Origin of the sequence: Rhizobium sp. PvP014 (assembly GCF_017876855.1) — a bacterium.
GTDB classification, from domain to species: Bacteria; Pseudomonadota; Alphaproteobacteria; order Rhizobiales; family Rhizobiaceae; genus Neorhizobium; species Neorhizobium soli.
Map to the genome: position 1 here is coordinate 14,881 of NZ_JAGIOT010000002.1, position 16,423 is coordinate 31,303.

The following is a 16,423-nucleotide window of genomic DNA, read 5'->3' on the forward strand; positions in this document are numbered from 1 at the left end:
GGAAATGGCTCAGCTCATACTTCTGGCCCTGCTGATCGGCGGCGGATGGATGCTCTACAAGCGCTTCATCAAGGACGCCGAAAAACTGACGGCCCGCACGCGCCGTGAGGAAGAGCAGCAACGCACCGGCGCCATGGGAACGCTGGAAAAGGATCCGGTGACGGGCGAATATCGGGTCAAGCGCGACGACGACGTCTGATCAGGCTGTCGCCGGCGAGTAGTCGCTGTCGATACGGTTTAAAGACATACACTTTGATATCGCGCTCATGGCCGCGTCACCCGCTTGCCACGTTGCTCCATCCTCTACTCGCGCTCTCGTTCATTCCGGCGCCCACGCCTCCCTCTATCCCCTGACGAGCACAGGAATGAGGGAGGTTGGCGCTCCACATAGAAAAAAAGCAGCGTCCGTTCCCGGGCGCTGCTTTTGCGTTGGTAGTTCCTGGCTCCGATGATCAGGCAGCCCGGCGTGTCTTGTCATGCTTTGTGGCAGCGGGCCGGCCGAGTGTGAACTGTGAGATCAGTTCGTGCAGGCGGTGGCTTTCGGTGGCCAATGAGGCGCTGGCGGCGCTGGTTTCCTCCACCATCGCTGCATTGCGCTGCGTCACCTGGTCCATCTGGTTGACGGCTGTATTGACCTCGGCAAGACCGACCGACTGCTCGCGCGACGACGTTGCGACCGCGTCCATATGCTGGTTGATAGTGATGATGTAGTCGCCGATCACCTTCAGGGAGCCGCCGGTTTCCCGCACCAGTTTCACACCGCTCTCGACCTCTGTCGTCGAATTCCGGATCAGTTCCTTGATTTCCTTGGCGGCCCGAGCAGAGCGCTGCGCCAGCTCGCGGACTTCCTGTGCGACCACCGCAAAGCCCTTGCCGGCCTCACCGGCGCGGGCGGCCTCGACGCCCGCATTGAGGGCCAAAAGGTTGGTCTGGAAGGCGATCTCGTCGATGACGCCGATGATGCTGGAGATCTGTCCCGAGGACTCCTCAATCCGCTGCATCGCATCGACCGCACTGGCAACGACGATGCCGGACTGGGTGGCGCTGGCATTGGCCTGGATCGCGATCGCGCGGGCTTCGTCGGCGCGCTTGGAGGCGTTGGCGACATTGATGGTGATCTGGTCGAGCGCCGCAGCAGTTTCTTCCAGCGAGGCGGCCTGCTGTTCCGTGCGTTTCGACAGGTCGTCTGAACTGATGCTGATTTCGCGGGTGCCGGTGTCGATCGAGCCTGCCGCCTGTGCGACGGTGGTCAGCGTCTGGTCAAGTTGGTGTACGGCTGTGTTCAGGTCGTGCCGCAGCGCTTCAAAATCAGGTGCGAAAGCGTCCGAGAGATGAAAGCTGAGATCGCCTGCCGCGAGCTTTCGCAGCCCGCCCGCCAGGCTGGAGGTTGCCTCGTGCAGCATCACGCGGGCTGCCGCTTCTGCTTCCCTGGTCACCCGGATGCGATCGGCTTCGTTGCGCTCCCGCGCGGCAATCGCCTCCGCTTCCAGTCGCTTGTTGGTAATCGCTGCCTGCCGGAACACCTCGACAGCCGTCGCCATCTCGCCGATTTCGTCGGTGCGATTGATCCCCGTGATGGACAGCGCCGTGTTGCCTCCGACCAGCTTCTGCATGTCGCCTGCAAGAAAGCGGATCGGCTGAATGATGGTCTTTCGCGATACGTACAGCAGGACAAGCGCAGATACGGCCGTTGTGGCCAGCACAGTCTTGAGGATCGTGTCGATCATAACCGCCAGCCGGTCGCTGTTGAGCTTGACGCCGTCGGACAGCGACGAGATGCTATCGCCTGCTTTTTCCATGGCGGTTTCGAGGATCGAGAATTGCTGCTGGAATGCAGGCAGCGACAACAGTGCCTGATCCGGGTGGCTCGCTGCCTGCGCGACAATGGCGCTGGCATTGTCGATGTAACCGCGCAGAGGCGTATCCAGGTTTTTAAGAACAGCCTGTATCTCGGGATCGGTCACCAGAGCCTTGTTGTCGTCGATTGCCTTGCGGAACGACTCGACATGCTCTTTCAGATCCGAGGTGACGTCAGCGGTGGAGATCTCGCCTTGTGCATTGCGCGCCATCAGAGCCGAAAGAACATCGGCGCGCAGGGCGTCGTGCATCATGTCGGCCTGCATATGATTGCGCAAAATCTCGGCGGTGCGCGCGACGGTATCGACATTGTTCGTCAGCGTCGTCGAACCCCAAATCCCGGCTCCGGCAGCACCGCCCGCAAGCACGAACATCGCAAAGCTCGTAAAGATCATCTTGGTACGAATTGTTACCATTTCAATCGTCCTATTGTGCGGATTTGTTGAAATTTAGCATAGTTTACTTAAGAAAAATGAAACGTTCCGACGCCCGGTCCGGTCTGGGTCGTTCTATACTTGGCAATAAAATCAGAGATTTATCCGAACGGTGCTTTGAACCATAGGTGACCTGCCCCTGCGTGAATTGCGATTGATCAAGTGACGTTTAGCCCGGCGATGTCGCGGTTCGCAACTGCGGCCGCAGCCGGGCGAATGCCGCAAAACTCTTGACCCCCAGTCCCGCCCGTGGCACCTGACGCCACCGGAAATAAGCAAATAGCGACCAGTCCCATGACCGCCACGACCCTGCCAGATCACATGAACCCGAAGCGCTCGTTCCAGGCGCTGATCCTGACCTTGCATGCCTATTGGGCTGACAAGGGCTGTGCGGTCCTGCAGCCATACGACATGGAAGTCGGTGCCGGCACGTTCCATCCGGCCACCACGTTGCGCGCGCTCGGGCCGAAGCCGTGGAAGGCCGCCTATGTGCAGCCGTCGCGCCGCCCGTCCGATGGTCGCTACGGCGAAAATCCCAACCGGTTGCAGCACTATTACCAGTATCAGGTCATCCTGAAGCCGAACCCGTCCAATCTGCAGGAACTCTATCTGGGGTCGCTTGCCGCGATCGGTCTCGATCCGCTTCTGCATGACGTGCGCTTCGTCGAGGACGACTGGGAAAGCCCGACGCTCGGTGCCTGGGGTCTCGGCTGGGAATGCTGGTGCGACGGCATGGAAGTCTCGCAGTTCACATACTTCCAGCAGGTCTGCGGCATCGAATGCTCGCCGGTCGCCGGCGAACTGACCTATGGTCTCGAGCGGCTGGCCATGTATGTCCAGGGCGTCGACAACGTCTATGATCTGAATTTCAACGGCCGCGAAGGCGAAGAGAAGATCTCCTATGGCGATGTCTTCCTGCAGGCAGAGCAGGAATATTCCCGCCACAACTTCGAATTTGCCAACACCGAAATGCTGCATCGGCACTTCATCGATGCCGAAAAGGAATGCCTGGCACTTCTCGCCTTCGGCGCGCCGGGCGATCAGGCGAACCAGATGCTGCACAAATGCGTCTTCCCGGCCTATGACCAGTGCATCAAGGCATCCCACGTGTTCAACCTGCTGGATGCCCGCGGCGTGATTTCGGTCACCGAACGCCAGAGCTATATCCTGCGGGTGCGCACACTGGCCAAGGCCTGCGGCGAAGCCTTCCTGCTGACGGATGCCGGTGGTGCCAAACTCGGCCGGGAAGCTGCCTAGAGCGTTTCCGGGCTAACCCACCGATTTCCAGTGACAATTCATTGAACCCGACTTAGTCTCCGCCCGGCTATTATTATCCGGGGGAGTTCTCGTCATGTATATCGCGCTCGGCATTCTTGCCCTCGTGGCTGTCTATCTCGTCATAATCTATAACGGCCTCGTCAAGGCGCGGCAGATGGCCGAGGAAGCCTGGTCCGGCATCGACGTGCAGCTGAAGCGCCGCGCCGACCTGATCCCTAACCTGATCGAGACCGTCAAGGGCTACGCCGCCCATGAAAAGGGCACGTTCGAAGAGGTCGTGCGGCTGCGCAACCAGGCACAGGCGGTGCCGGCCGGCGACGTCGCGGGCCGTGCCCAGGCCGAAGGCATGCTTTCCCAGGCGCTCGGAAAACTGTTTGCGCTGGCCGAAGCCTATCCGGATCTCAAGGCCAACCAGAATTTCTCCGAACTGCAGGCATCGCTCGAAACCATCGAAAGCGAGATCCAGATGTCGCGCCGCTATTACAACGGTGCTGCGCGCGAACTGAACGTCAAGGTGGAAACCTTTCCTAACAACCTTGTTGCCGGCCAGTTCGGCTTCTCCAAACGCGAATACTTCGAGATCACCAACGAAGCCGATCGCGCCGTTCCCACCGTGAAATTCTGATCGGAGCCGGCTGATGGTTCGGCGCCTTGTTCTTGCTGTTGTGCTTTTCTGCGCGGCATGGCTTCCGGCCGCTGCCGAGGAGTATATCCGCAGCTACCATTCCGAAATCGCAGTCGCGCCGGATGGCGAGCTTAAGGTGACCGAGACGATCGTCGCCAAGTCGGAAGGCAACCGCATTCGCCGCGGCATCTTCCGCGATTTTCCGCTGACCATGGTCGATGCCGAGGGACGCACGGTTCGCGTCGGCTTCGATATCGTCTCCGTCACCCGCGATGGCCGCGATGAGCCCTACCGCACCGAGACGATCGCCGGCGGTATCCGCATCTATTCCGGAGACCAGGACGTTTTTCTGCGCGACGGCGAGCATACATTCGTGCTCACCTACAAAACAGACCGGCAGATCCGCTACTTTGCCGATCACGACGAACTCTACTGGAACGTCACCGGCAACGGCTGGGATTTCCGCATCGCCCAGGCCTCGGCCAGGGTCACGCTGCCGGATGGCGGGCAGGTGCAGCAGACGGCGGCCTTTACCGGCCCGCTCGGCTCGACCGCCCGCAATGCCCGCATGCAGGCAAACGGTGACAATGCTGTCTTCTCGACGACGCGACCGCTCGGCCCGCAGGAAGGGCTGACGATTGTTGCCGGCTTTCCGAAAGGCGTCGTGGCCGTACCCTCCAAGGATCAGGAACGCAGCTGGTGGCTACGCGACCATATGGGCACGCTGATCGCCGGCGCCGGTCTCGTCATCGTGCTGGCCTATTACTTCGCCGTCTGGAAACGCGTCGGCCGCGATCCGGCCCGCGGCATCGTCGTTCCGCGCTGGGATGCGCCCGATGGCCTGTCCCCGGCGCTGGTCAACTATATCGACAACAAGGGCTTTTCCGGCGGCGGCTGGACCGCCTTTGCCGCGAGCGCCATCGATCTTGCCGTCAAGGGCTATGTCGTGCTCGATGATCTCTCGAGGCAGATCGTCATCAGGCGCACCGATAAGAGCAGCGGCCGCGATCTGCCCGCCGGGCAGTCCGTCATTCTCTCGGCAGTCGGCGGCAAGGGTGAAAGCTTCGTCATCGACAAGAACAACGGCACCACTGTGCAGACCGTCGGCAAGAATTTCCGGCAGGCGATCGAACGCGAGCATCGCGGCAAATATTACAACGCCAACTGGGGCTATGTGCTCGGCGGCATCGGCCTCAGCGTCATCTTCCTCATAGCCCTGCTTGTGTTCGGCAATCTGGAACCGGACATGATTGCCGTGCTGATCGTGCCGGTCTTCGTCGCTGTCTTCTTCGGCTTCATCGCGGTCGGCTTCGGCAAGAAGCTGCGGCGTGGCTCGTCGCTGTTTGGCCGCATCATGACCGTGGTCGTGCTCGGCTTTATCGGCCTCGTCGCGCTCTCGATCGTCACCTCCGTTCTGGTGGCGCTCGTTTCCGAACTCACCGGTACCGATCACTGGCCGCTTCTCGTCTCGGTCGGCGGCATCGTGCTCGCCAACGTCATGTTCTTCTTCCTGATGGGGGCGCCGACGCCGATCGGCGCCAAGCTGATGGACGGGATCGAAGGCCTGCGCCTCTATCTCACCGTGGCCGAGAAGGACCGCATGAACATGGCCGGCGCACCGGAAATGTCGCCGCAGCATTTCGAAAAGCTTCTGCCCTATGCAGTAGCGCTCGGCGTCGAGAAGCCGTGGAGCCAGGCATTCGACACCTGGCTTGCGGCAGCCGGTCTCGGCGCCGCCTACACCGCCGCCTGGTATCACGGCGGCGGCTTCAACAGTTTCGGAGACCGCATCGGCGGCTTCTCCTCCTCCATGGCCTCGACCATATCCTCGACCCTGCCACAACCCACATCCTCCTCATCCTCAGGCTTCTCCGGCGGCGGTTTCTCGGGTGGTGGCGGCGGTGGAGGCGGGGGAGGCGGCTGGTAGTGTCCTTCACCTCCCCCTTGAGGGGGGAGGTCGCCGCAAAGCGGCGGGTGGGGGTGACGCCTGCCTCGAGCACTCTCGTGGGGTGACGCATGGCAGAAACCTCGACCCTGCCACAACCACATCCCCCTCCAGGGGGACGCGGCTCATGACTTTCTTCACCTCCCCCTTGAGGGGGAAGGTCGCCGCGAAGCGGCGGGTGGGGGTAATTGCACGCTTCAAACACTCTCGTGAGGTGGCGCATGGCAGAGGAAAAACCGTCAAAACTTCAGCGCTTCAAAGTCGCCAACGCTCGTCGCTTGCGAAACAACGCGACGGATGCCGACGCCAGGCTTTGGCGCCATCTCTGGAAGATCCCGATTGAAGGCACGCACTTTCGCCGGCAAGTCCCGATCGGCCGGTATTTTGCCGATTTCGCCTGCCACCAGATCGGCCTGATCATCGAACTGGATGGTATCCAGCATGCTGAGGAGACTGCGCGCCGATATGACGCCGAACGCACCGCTTACCTTAAGGCGTCGAGTTATCACGTCGTCCGATTCTGGAATGCTGAAGTGCTTGACGAGCTCGAAGCCGTTCTCGACACCATATTTGCCATTGTGCAGCAGCGCTTAACTTTGCTAGCAGAAGCACACGATTGTCACCCCACCCCGGACCTGCGGTCCGACCCTCCCCCTCAAGGGGAGGGTGAGGAAGAATGATATGCCCGATCTGCTCCTAGAACTCCGCTCCGAGGAAATTCCGGCCCGCATCCAGCGCAAGGCTGCCGGCGATCTGAGGAAACTCGTTACCGATGCGCTGGTGGATGCGGGCCTGACCTATGAGGGCGTTCGCGAATACTGGACGCCGCGGCGCCTCACGCTGGATATCCGTGGCCTCAATGCGCGCTCGGCCGATCAGCGCGAGGAGATCAAGGGCCCATCCACCAAGGCACCGGAACAGGCGATCTCCGGCTTCCTGCGCAAGGCAGGCCTTGCCGATATTGCGCATGCCCAGGTCGCCAGCGATCCGAAAAAGGGCGATTTCTACGTGGCCGTCGTCTCCAAGCCCGGCCGTGCGGCGGAAGAGATCATCGAAGCGGTCATGCCCGGCATCATCCGCTCCTTCCCCTGGCCGAAATCCATGCGCTGGGGTGCCGCCTCCATGCCGAAGGGCGCAAGCTTTGACGGCATCGAGGGCAAGGGGTCTGAAAGCCTGCGCTGGGTGCGCCCGCTGCAATCGATCGTCTGCATGTTCGGCACCGAGCATGAAGAAACCAAGGTCATTCCGTTCCAGATCGACGGCATCACCGCAGGCAATGTCACCTATGGCCACCGCTTCCATGCGCCTGAGGCCATAACCGTGCGCCGCTTCGACGACTATGTGTCGAACCTCGAAAAGGCGAAGGTCATGCTCGATGCGGATCGCCGCAAGGACATGATCCTGCACGATGCCCGCGACATCGCCTTCGCCAACGGTCTCGACCTCGTCGAGGACGAAGGCCTGCTGGAGGAAGTCTCCGGCCTCGTCGAATGGCCGCATGTTCTGCTCGGCACGTTCGAGCAAGACTATCTGGAAATCCCGGCCGAGATCATCCGTCTCACCATCAAGACAAACCAGAAATGCTTCGTCACCCGTCGTCAGGGTGCTGACGATGGCAGCCTGTCCAACCACTTCATCCTCATCTCGAATATCGAGGCCAAGGATGGCGGCAAGGAAATCGTTCACGGCAACGGCAAGGTCGTGCGCGCGCGCCTCTCCGACGCCCGCCATTTCTGGACCCGCGACCAGGGCGACCTGCCGGATCTCGCGACACTCGAAGCCTCGGCCCAAAAATTCGGCCTCGATCTCAAGAAGCCGCTCGACCAGCGCATGGCAAAGCTCGATGCGCTCAACGTCACCTTCCACGCCAAGCTCGGCAGCCAGGGTGAACGCGTCACCCGCATCCGCGCACTGGCAAAGGAACTGGCACCGATCACCGGCGCCGATCCGGTTCTGGTCGATCGTGCCGCCGTGCTCGCCAAGGCGGACCTGCGCACCGAAGCCGTCGGCGAATTCCCGGAACTGCAGGGCCTGATGGGCCGCCGCTATGCGCTGCTGCAGGGCGAAGACGCATCGGTTGCCGCCGCCATCGAAGACCACTGGAAGCCGAACGGCCCCTCCGACCGCCTGCCGGAAGACAAGGTCGGCCTGACGCTCGCACTCGCCGACAAGCTCGACACGCTCGTCGGCTTCTGGGCCATCGACGAAAAGCCGACCGGCTCCAAGGACCCCTATGCCCTGCGCCGTGCAGCGCTGGGTGTCGTGCGGATTTTGCTGGAGCGGAAGGTGCGGTTGGGGCTGCAGAGTTATCTTACACGTTCATTCCACCGCTTGCTGACGAGCTTGTATTACTCAGATAAACTTTCTGCACTGAGTAAGATCGAGAGTTTGAAGGAAACCGGCGTCCAAGATGATTTCGTCGATGAACTCACAGTGCGCGTACAAGGATCGGTGAAGGCCCTCGATCCCGAAGATGATTATGCAATCGCAGCATTCTATCCTCGGCTTGGCGAAGAAAACGCAGCCGACCTCCTCTCCTTCTTCCACGACCGCCTCAAAGTCTATCTGCGCGACCTCGGCGCCCGTCATGACATCATCGATGCGGTACTGACGCCGGATGCTGACGATCTGCTGCTGGTCGCTCGTCGTGCCGAAGCGCTGACGGCCTTCATCACCTCCGAGGACGGAAAGAACCTGCTCGCCGGCACCAAGCGCGCCACCCAGCTGTTGGCCGCCGAGGAGAAGAAGGGCACCGTCGTTGCCGATGGCGTTTCGGAAGCTCTCCTGACGCTCGATGCCGAAAAGGCGCTCTGGGCGGCGATTTCGCAAGCCTCGAAGGAAGCCTCGGACGCAGTTGCCAAGGAAGATTTCCGCTCGGCCATGGAAGCCCTGTCGAAGCTCCGCGTCCCGGTCGATACGTTCTTCGGGGATGTTCTCGTCAATGACGAAGATGCCGCAATCCGCGCCAACCGCCTCGCCCTCCTGAAGGCGATCCGGGAGGCGACAGCCACCGTGGCGGACTTCTCGCGCATCGTGTCCTAACCTTTGTTCTCCATCGGCTCCGTGCTATCTTCATAGCGTGGAGCCGATAGGACAAAGCCCATGAACAAGCCCGTGCAGATCACCCTCGGCGAACCCTTCGCAGACTTCGTCGAAAACGAAGTGGAAAGCGGCCGTTTCGCCTCGCCCCAGGCCGTCGTCGAAGCCGGCTTGCGCCTGCTCGAGGAAGACCACGCCAAATATGGAAAGCTGCGCGCGCTTCTGATCGAGGGCGAAAACAGCGGTCCGGCTGAGGTTTTCGATCGCGATGCGCTCATGGCATCGATAAAAAAGTCCTGGCAAGAACGTGGTTGATGTCCGGATACGTAGAACGGCTAAGGTCGACCTGCACGATATCGGCAAATATACCCGAAGCATCTGGTCGGCCAAGCAGGCAGAACGATATATCGATGACATCATGGACGTGATCGAGCTGATAGCGGAGCATCCGCTGTCGGGGCAGAACCTGTCTGGGATCCGCCATTCCTATCGCCGGCGCCGAGCCGGACATCACCTCGTATTCTACGCAGTCGTTCCGGACGGATCGGTCGAAATCATCCGCATCCTGCACGAAAAGAGCGACGCCCTCCGGCATCTCGATCCATCCGCATGACACGACAAAAGATCCTCATCAGCGCCTGCCTTCTCGGCCATGCCGTCCGTTATGATGGCACGGGCAAGCCGCTCGTTCATCCGGCGATCGAGCGGTGGCGGGAGGAGGGGCGTCTGGTGACGATCTGTCCGGAGCTCGCGGGCGGCATGAGCGTGCCGCGTCCGCCAGCCGAGATCGAGAATGGCATGACGGGCGAGGACGTGCTTGCCGGCCGCGCCCGCGTGCTGGAAATCACCGGCGGCGACGTGACGGCGGAGTTTGTGGCCGGTGCCCGCCGGGCGCTGGATTTTGCGAGCCAAAACGGTTGCACCCATGCGCTGCTGATCGACGGCAGCCCGTCCTGCGGTTCGGGCTTGATCTATGACGGGTCGTTTTCCGGAAGAAAGCACGCCGGCAACGGCGTCACCGCAGCGCTGCTCGCCTCCGCAGGGATCGAGGTGTTTTCCCATATCGAGATCGACCGTCTCGCGGCGAGGGTCGGATCCGTCCCGATCGGGGACGCGAGACATCCCGTTCATCCTTCGGAAACTTAAAGCATATGCGGTTTCGCTAACCATTCAAAACGGCAGGTTTTCCTTAACCGCGATTTTTAAGCAGTCTCGAACAGCGCCCGCTTATTGTGAGCCTATCAGAGGACATAAGTCCCGCAGAGATACGCAGCCGGAAACACCGGAAACGGCTCTCAGGTAAAACAAGGGTAGCACAACCGATGACGAATACCGTTCTGAAGCCCGTCTGGGCAGGGTCGACATTGAGGATCGATCCGTCACGTTTTCCGCAGCAGGTCACCTATGCGATGAACGAGACGTCAGGAGATGTAACAATCACCATCGACGAGCGCGGAGCTGTTCTGCGCAAGATCCTGCCGGAAAGCGGTCTGCCGCTTTCCTTCGCTCTCCCGGCCCGCGCCTTCAAGGGTGTGGCCGCCCGCGCCATCGATCATGGCGATGGCGACGTCACTGTCACGCTTGAACTGCATCACGATGATCCGGATCTCTGCATCCCGCTTCTCGTCGCCCACGATCTCTGCGATATCGCTGCAGACTGGCGCAGCTGGTCGGATGCGTTCCGCATTCCGATGCTGATGGTCGAAGCCGATGGCATTGCCCGTCCGCTGGAAAACCACCTCGGCGATCTTCGCACCGCCACGACCAAGCCGCGCCGCCGCCATTCCTATTTCGCAGAGCGCCGCCCGCGTTTCCTGGTGCGCCGCGCAACCGGCAGCCTCGGTGTTATCATGAAGATCGAAGGCAAGGAAATCATCGCGCGGCGTTAAGAGACGTACTCTTAAGAACCACCGCCCGCGAAAATGCGAAGCCCGGCCAAACAGCCGGGCTTTTCCATGTTTACAATATGAGGCCCAAAATCAGTCCGCCGAACAGGACGGCGCCGACTTGTGTATTGAACTTGAACAGTTTGAGACACTGGTCGGGATTGTCGATATCGATGATCAGGATCTGCCAGGCGAGCATGACGGTCGCGGCGATCAGTCCGAAATAGGCAAAGAGGCCCGCGTCGCCGGCGATATAGGCAAACAGCAAAAACACAAGCGTCAGACCGTAAAGCCCGATCAGCCAGGCCTTGGTATTGTCCCCGAACAGTCTTGCCGTTGAGCGCACGCCAACCAGAGCGTCGTCCTCCTTGTCCTGATGGGCATAGATTGTGTCGTAACCGATCGTCCAGGCAACGGCTGCCGCATAAAGCCATATCGGCGCCCAGGAAAGGCTCCCGAACACGCCGGCCCAGCCCATCAGCGCACCCCAGGAAAACGCCAGTCCCAGAAAGAACTGCGGCCAGTCGGTAAACCGCTTGGCAAACGGATAGATCGCGACGACCAGAAGCGACGCGATGCCGAGCAGGATGGAAAACGTATTGAACTGCAACAGCACGATAAGCCCGACCAGCGCCTGAACCGCCAAAAACACCTTCGCCTCGAAGCGGGACACCCGGCCGGAGGGAAGTGGCCGCGAGCGGGTGCGCGCCACCTCACTGTCAATTTCGTGGTCGATCAGGTCGTTATAGGTGCAGCCGGCGCCGCGCATCGCAACGGCACCGATGAAGAACAGCACCAGATGCGAGATCAGCTGCCAGGGCTGGAACATGCCCTCGTCCATCGTCGCATTGGCGGCAAGCGCTGCCGACCAGAAACACGGCCACATCAGCAACTGCCAGCCGATCGGCCGGTCCCAGCGCGCCAGCTGCGCATACGGCCAGGCGGCACGCGGCAGCACCTGATAGACGAAATTGTCGGATGGAGCGTCTGAGACGCGGCCGCCGAAAGCATCGGAATTTGGTTTCTCGGTCATGGCCGATGTCATGCCCCCAGTGGTGGAAATCGTCAAGCGGGACGATCCGGACAGGGTGGTGCGACCCGCCGCGAGCCGTCGCCGCCAGCCGATGATCTTTCGCATCGACCCCGCTCAGCGCGTCCAGCCTCAACCTGCAATCTGCTCGAGCGGCATGCGGCCCTGTTCGAATGCGTAGAGCTCGGCCTCCCGCTCATAGATATAGTCGCGATTGTCCGGTACGGCTGTCCGCTTCTTGACGATCTGGATCTGGAAAATGTGAAAGGCCTCATGCGTGAAGGCCATTTCCGACGCGGCCAGATAAAACTCCCACATTCTCGCGAAGCGTTCGTCATAGAGCGCGATTGCCTTGTCCCGGTTCGTCATGAAGCGCTCGCGCCAGTGCCGCAGCGTATGCGCGTAGTGCATCGGCAGGATCTCGATGTCGGAAACCAGAAGTCCCGCTCTTTCGATTGCCGGCAGAACTTCGGAAAGCGAGGGAATGTAGCCGCCCGGAAAGATGTATTTGTCCATCCAGGGATTGTTATAGACCGCCGGATACGGCTGGCCGATCGAGTGCAGCACCATCACGCCGTCGTCGGACAGCACGTCGGCGACCTTGGTGAAGAACTTCCGGTAGTTCAGCCGTCCCACATGCTCGAACATGCCCACCGAAACGATCCGGTCGAAGCGCTGGTCGGCGGGAAGGTGATAATAGTCCTGCAGCTCGAAGCGTACATTGCCAGCAAGCCCGCGTCGTGCCGCACGCTCTTTGGAAATCTTCAGCTGTTCGGTGGAAAGCGTGATGCCGGTTACGTCGACGCCGGACGATTCCGCCAGATACATCGCCATGCCGCCCCATCCGGAGCCGATCTCGAGGGCTTTATGCCCGGGTTCTGCCAGAAGCTTTGCCACGATATGACGCTTCTTGGCGATCTGGGCCTCATCCAGCGAAATACCGGGCGGGTTGAAATAGGCGCAGGAATATTGCCAGTCCTCGTCCAGAAAAATTGCGAACAACCGTTCGTCGAGATCGTAATGGTGGGCGACGTTGCGACGGTTGTGGTTGATCGGGACACGATGGCGAAACTGCGATGCGATGATTCTGCCAAGGCTTCGCATGAGGATCTGGAAGGTCAGGCCTTCCTTCAGCGTGTTGTCCTTGATGAGCGCCAGGAACTCGTAGATGTCGCCCTGTTCGACGATGATCCGGCCGTCCATATAAAGTTCGCCGAGCTGCAGTTGCGGGTCGGAAACCAGCGCCTTTTCGGCCGCTTCATCGGTAAAGCGGATTGCAACGGTCCGTCCGCCGCCGCTGCCGTAATAGGTTTCCCCGCCCGATCCGCGGACGATGAGAGTGCCATTTCTGATGATCTTGGAAAGCAGTCTGTGAAGGGACAAGGTCATGGACCCACTTCCTGAACACGATGGATGCCTTGCTGATCATCAAAATTTACCGTCTTTCAACCCAACTGCAAGGGCAAAAACGCAACTGGGAGTAGCTCCATCGAGCCGGTGCTCGATGGAGTGATTCTGAGGTTATGCGGGGCGTCGCAGGCTCAGCGGCGTTTCATGGCTTCGGCAAGCGCTGCACCGAACGCGCCCTGCGATGGCGCGCTCTCGGTCTTTGCGAACTTCGGGTTCACCGGCTTGTCGCGATCACCGCCGCGGGGGCCCGGAGGCGGGGCCTCGCCGCCGTCCTTGCGCATGCTGAGCGCGATGCGCTTGCGCTTCACATCCACCTCGACGACGCGCACCTTCACCACGTCGCCGGCCTTCACAACCTCATGCGGGTCTTTCACGAACTTGTCGGCCAGCTGCGAGACATGCACCAGCCCGTCCTGATGCACGCCGATATCGACGAAGGCGCCGAATGCCGCCACGTTGGTGACGGTGCCTTCCAGCTGCATGCCGGGTTTGAGGTCGGTGATCTCGTCGATCCCGTCGGCAAAGGTCGCGGTCTTGAAGCTCGGGCGCGGATCGCGGCCGGGCTTTTCCAGTTCCGCGATAATGTCCTTGATCGTCGGCAGACCGAACGTGTCGTCGATGAACTGGCGCGGATCGACGGATTTGAGCGCTGCGCTGTCACCCATCACGGAACGCAGGTCGCGGCCGCAGGCGGCAACGATCTTCTTTGCGACCCCATAGGCTTCCGGATGCACGGAAGACGCATCGAGCGGCTCCTTGCCGTTGACGATGCGCAGGAACCCGGCCGCCTGTTCGAACGTGCGGTTGCCAAGCCTTGCGACCTTCAGGAGCTCCCGGCGCGTGGTAAAGGCACCGTTCTGGTCGCGATGGGCGACGATCGCCTCGGCAATCGATTTGCTGAGGCCCGACACGCGTGACAGAAGCGGTGCCGATGCCATGTTGAGATCGACGCCGACGGCATTCACGGCGTCTTCGACCACGGCCTCAAGCGAACGCGACAGCTTGTTCTGATCGACATCGTGCTGGTACTGGCCGACGCCGATCGATTTCGGCTCGATCTTGACGAGTTCCGCCAACGGATCCTGCAGCCTTCGGGCAATCGACACGGCACCGCGCAGCGACACGTCGAGGCCGGGGAACTCGTCTGCTGCCGCCTGGGATGCCGAATAGATCGAAGCGCCGGCCTCCGACACGATCACCTTGGTCGGTTTGGCTCCCGGCAGGTTCGCCAGCATGTCGGCCACCAGCTTTTCCGTCTCGCGGCTGCCGGTGCCGTTGCCGATCGAGATGAGCTCAATTCTGTGCTTGGCGATCAGGCTTGCGAGTTCCGCCTGGGTGCCGCGCACATCGTTGCGGGGCGGGAAGGGGTAGACGGTGGTGGTTTCGAGAAGCTTGCCGGTTGCATCGACGATCGCCACCTTGACGCCGGTGCGGATGCCCGGATCGAGGCCCATCGTCGCGCGCGAACCGGCGGGAGCGGCCAGCAGCAGATCCTTCAGATTGCGGGCAAACACATGGATCGCCTCTTGCTCGGCGCGTTCACGCATTTCCCGCATCAGGTCGAGCGAGAGGGAGACGGAAAGCTTCACCCGCCATGTCCAGCCGGCAACTTCCATCAGCCACCGGTCGGCGGCACCCTTGTCGCTGATATGGAAGGCAAGCGCGATAATCCGCTGCGCCGGCTTAATCGGGGAGGTGTCGTCTGCATCCACCTCGATCGTCAGCGTCAGGAATTCCTCGTTCCAGCCGCGCAGCATGGCAAGCGCACGGTGGCCCGGCGCGGTCGCCCAGCGCTCGGTATGCTCGAAATAGTCGGAGAACTTGGCGCCGGCTTCCTGCTTGCCGGCGACGACGCGGGCTTTCAGCACCGCACCGTCGCGCATGTGCTGGCGCAGCCGCTTCAGCAGGTCGGCATTTTCCGAGAATGCTTCGGCGACGATATCGCGCGCGCCGTCCAGCGCAACCTTCACGTCGGTCACTTCACCTTGCACGAATGTCTCGGCAAGCTTGGCCGGATCGAGCGTGCGGTCGGCCCAGATCGCATCGGCCAGCGGACCAAGACCGCGTTCGCGGGCGATTTCGGCACGGGTGCGGCGCTTGGGCTTAAAAGGGAGATAGAGGTCTTCGAGTTCGGCCTTTGTCACCGCCTTGCCGATCTTGGCCGCAAGCTCGTCGGTCAGCTTGTCCTGGCCTTTGATCGAATCGACGATCGATGCGCGGCGTGCTTCCAGTTCGCGAAGATAGATCAGCCGTTCGGCAAGGTTGCGCAACTGGGTGTCATCCAGTCCGCCGGTCACTTCCTTTCGGTAGCGCGCGATGAAGGGCACGGTTGCGCCCTCGTCCAGGAGCCCGATTGCGGCAATGGCCTGGTCCGGGCGGGCGTTGATTTCCGCGGCGATCACGGCGGCGAGAAGGCGGTTTTCGACGGCCATGCAAGTCCTCGTTGGATAGGAGGCGAGACCATAGTCAAACTTTGCGGCAAGACAACCGACCATCGGAACGGTTCACAGCTTACCCAAGCAGTCGTCTCGGAATGGGGCGTCATTTACCGGTCGGTAACCGCGAACCGGTGGAAAAAGAGATGACACCTTCTCGCATTGTGCCAGAATCCTATAGTTGCTCCTGCCACATGATTTGGCGTGTAAGGAGGTATGAATGCCTAGCAAAATAGCCCATATACTGGCGTCCGACGATGCCGTTGGCTCCGAAGAACTGGAGGCGGCGATCATCTATCTCGACGAAAAACTGCAGGACGCGGCGCGGCGCAACGAGCCTGTCCCATTTCTGGCCTTTCGTAACAAAGTGATATTCAAAGCAACGTTGAGATTGCGCAGCGACAGTTTTCGTCAGCAACCGGACCGGCCGTCTTGAATGCCGCTTTTGCCGGCGAGACTTGACCTTTTCCGTCCCTCGCCTTAA

15 protein-coding genes are annotated in these 16,423 nt (G+C 61.0%); 11 read left to right on the forward strand and 4 right to left on the reverse strand.

Features of this window, described 5'->3' with window-relative positions:
• Positions 1 to 4: 4 nt before the first annotated feature.
• Positions 5 to 199, forward strand: a complete 195-nt coding sequence (locus J3A65_RS04670; RefSeq protein ID WP_184653991.1) for a hypothetical protein — start codon at positions 5 to 7, stop codon at positions 197 to 199.
• Positions 200 to 452: 253 nt separating this feature from the next.
• On the opposite strand, the gene J3A65_RS04675 is transcribed toward J3A65_RS04670, so the two are convergent.
• Complete coding sequence (locus tag J3A65_RS04675; RefSeq protein WP_209899985.1) at positions 453 to 2,273, reverse strand: methyl-accepting chemotaxis protein; 1,821 nt, start codon at positions 2,271 to 2,273, stop codon at positions 453 to 455.
• Between the two features lie 339 nt (positions 2,274 to 2,612).
• Here J3A65_RS04675 and J3A65_RS04680 point away from each other — a divergent pair, with 339 nt between their 5' ends.
• From J3A65_RS04680 to J3A65_RS04720, 9 genes are all read left to right on the forward strand, one after another.
• Positions 2,613 to 3,548 carry a glycine--tRNA ligase subunit alpha gene (locus tag J3A65_RS04680; protein ID WP_113166767.1) on the forward strand — a complete coding sequence of 312 codons (936 nt, stop codon included), beginning with the start codon at positions 2,613 to 2,615 and terminating at the stop codon, positions 3,546 to 3,548.
• Positions 3,549 to 3,642: 94 nt separating this feature from the next.
• Positions 3,643 to 4,194, forward strand: a complete 552-nt coding sequence (locus J3A65_RS04685; RefSeq protein WP_174195724.1) for a LemA family protein — start codon at positions 3,643 to 3,645, stop codon at positions 4,192 to 4,194.
• A 13-nt stretch (positions 4,195 to 4,207) separates the two neighbouring features.
• Positions 4,208 to 6,121, forward strand: coding sequence for a DUF2207 domain-containing protein (locus tag J3A65_RS04690; protein WP_209899987.1), 1,914 nt, complete (start codon positions 4,208 to 4,210; stop codon positions 6,119 to 6,121).
• 239 nt (positions 6,122 to 6,360) lie between these two features.
• The gene (locus tag J3A65_RS04695) at positions 6,361 to 6,819 is read left to right on the forward strand and encodes a DUF559 domain-containing protein (protein ID WP_209899990.1); all 459 of its coding nucleotides are present in this window, start codon (positions 6,361 to 6,363) and stop codon (positions 6,817 to 6,819) included.
• Position 6,820: 1 nt separating this feature from the next.
• Complete coding sequence (glyS, locus tag J3A65_RS04700; RefSeq protein WP_209899992.1) at positions 6,821 to 9,181, forward strand: glycine--tRNA ligase subunit beta; 2,361 nt, start codon at positions 6,821 to 6,823, stop codon at positions 9,179 to 9,181.
• A gap of 60 nt (positions 9,182 to 9,241) precedes the next feature.
• On the forward strand, positions 9,242 to 9,493 hold the full coding sequence (locus J3A65_RS04705; RefSeq protein WP_209899994.1) for a type II toxin-antitoxin system ParD family antitoxin: 252 nt from the start codon (positions 9,242 to 9,244) through the stop codon (positions 9,491 to 9,493).
• Entirely contained in the window at positions 9,486 to 9,791 is a 306-nt protein-coding gene (locus J3A65_RS04710; protein WP_092661418.1) for a type II toxin-antitoxin system RelE/ParE family toxin, read from the forward strand. The genes J3A65_RS04705 and J3A65_RS04710 overlap by 8 nt, the downstream gene beginning before the upstream one ends.
• The gene (locus J3A65_RS04715; protein WP_209899996.1) at positions 9,788 to 10,324 is read left to right on the forward strand and encodes a DUF523 domain-containing protein; all 537 of its coding nucleotides are present in this window, start codon (positions 9,788 to 9,790) and stop codon (positions 10,322 to 10,324) included. Before J3A65_RS04710 ends, J3A65_RS04715 begins: the two co-directional genes overlap by 4 nt.
• 176 nt (positions 10,325 to 10,500) lie before the next feature.
• A complete protein-coding gene (locus J3A65_RS04720; protein ID WP_062579378.1) occupies positions 10,501 to 11,067 on the forward strand; it encodes a DUF6101 family protein in 567 nt (188 codons plus the stop codon).
• 70 nt (positions 11,068 to 11,137) lie between these two features.
• Here the strand turns inward: J3A65_RS04720 and ubiA are convergent, their stop codons facing one another.
• From ubiA to J3A65_RS04735, 3 genes are all read right to left on the reverse strand, one after another.
• Positions 11,138 to 12,097, reverse strand: coding sequence for a 4-hydroxybenzoate octaprenyltransferase (gene ubiA / locus J3A65_RS04725; protein WP_209903322.1), 960 nt, complete (start codon positions 12,095 to 12,097; stop codon positions 11,138 to 11,140).
• 129 nt (positions 12,098 to 12,226) lie between these two features.
• Positions 12,227 to 13,483, reverse strand: a complete 1,257-nt coding sequence (locus tag J3A65_RS04730; protein WP_209899998.1) for a cyclopropane-fatty-acyl-phospholipid synthase family protein — start codon at positions 13,481 to 13,483, stop codon at positions 12,227 to 12,229.
• 152 nt (positions 13,484 to 13,635) lie between these two features.
• Positions 13,636 to 15,936: a Tex family protein gene (locus J3A65_RS04735; protein ID WP_209900000.1), complete on the reverse strand. Its 2,301-nt coding sequence runs from the start codon at positions 15,934 to 15,936 to the stop codon at positions 13,636 to 13,638.
• Between the two features lie 223 nt (positions 15,937 to 16,159).
• Between J3A65_RS04735 and J3A65_RS04740 the strand changes: the two genes are divergently transcribed.
• Positions 16,160 to 16,375 (forward strand): hypothetical protein, encoded by a 216-nt coding sequence (locus J3A65_RS04740; RefSeq protein WP_062453668.1) that lies wholly within the window; start codon positions 16,160 to 16,162, stop codon positions 16,373 to 16,375.
• Positions 16,376 to 16,423: the final 48 nt, after the last annotated feature.

Bases quoted from the DNA above. Each gene is read 5' to 3' on its own strand.
- J3A65_RS04680 (WP_113166767.1), top strand. From the start codon at position 2,613: ATGAACCCGAAGCGCTCGTTCCAGGCGCTGATCCTGACCTTGCATGCC.
- J3A65_RS04685 (WP_174195724.1), top strand. From the start codon at position 3,643: ATGTATATCGCGCTCGGCATTCTTGCCCTCGTGGCTGTCTATCTCGTC.
- J3A65_RS04675 (WP_209899985.1), bottom strand. From the start codon at position 2,273: ATGGTAACAATTCGTACCAAGATGATCTTTACGAGCTTTGCGATGTTC.
- J3A65_RS04705 (WP_209899994.1), top strand. From the start codon at position 9,242: ATGAACAAGCCCGTGCAGATCACCCTCGGCGAACCCTTCGCAGACTTC.
- J3A65_RS04730 (WP_209899998.1), bottom strand. From the start codon at position 13,483: ATGACCTTGTCCCTTCACAGACTGCTTTCCAAGATCATCAGAAATGGC.
- ubiA (WP_209903322.1), bottom strand. From the start codon at position 12,097: ATGACCGAGAAACCAAATTCCGATGCTTTCGGCGGCCGCGTCTCAGAC.
- J3A65_RS04735 (WP_209900000.1), bottom strand. From the start codon at position 15,936: ATGGCCGTCGAAAACCGCCTTCTCGCCGCCGTGATCGCCGCGGAAATC.
- J3A65_RS04715 (WP_209899996.1), top strand. From the start codon at position 9,788: ATGACACGACAAAAGATCCTCATCAGCGCCTGCCTTCTCGGCCATGCC.
- J3A65_RS04695 (WP_209899990.1), top strand. From the start codon at position 6,361: ATGGCAGAGGAAAAACCGTCAAAACTTCAGCGCTTCAAAGTCGCCAAC.
- J3A65_RS04670 (WP_184653991.1), top strand. From the start codon at position 5: ATGGCTCAGCTCATACTTCTGGCCCTGCTGATCGGCGGCGGATGGATG.
- J3A65_RS04740 (WP_062453668.1), top strand. From the start codon at position 16,160: ATGCCTAGCAAAATAGCCCATATACTGGCGTCCGACGATGCCGTTGGC.
- J3A65_RS04690 (WP_209899987.1), top strand. From the start codon at position 4,208: ATGGTTCGGCGCCTTGTTCTTGCTGTTGTGCTTTTCTGCGCGGCATGG.
- J3A65_RS04720 (WP_062579378.1), top strand. From the start codon at position 10,501: ATGACGAATACCGTTCTGAAGCCCGTCTGGGCAGGGTCGACATTGAGG.
- glyS (WP_209899992.1), top strand. From the start codon at position 6,821: ATGCCCGATCTGCTCCTAGAACTCCGCTCCGAGGAAATTCCGGCCCGC.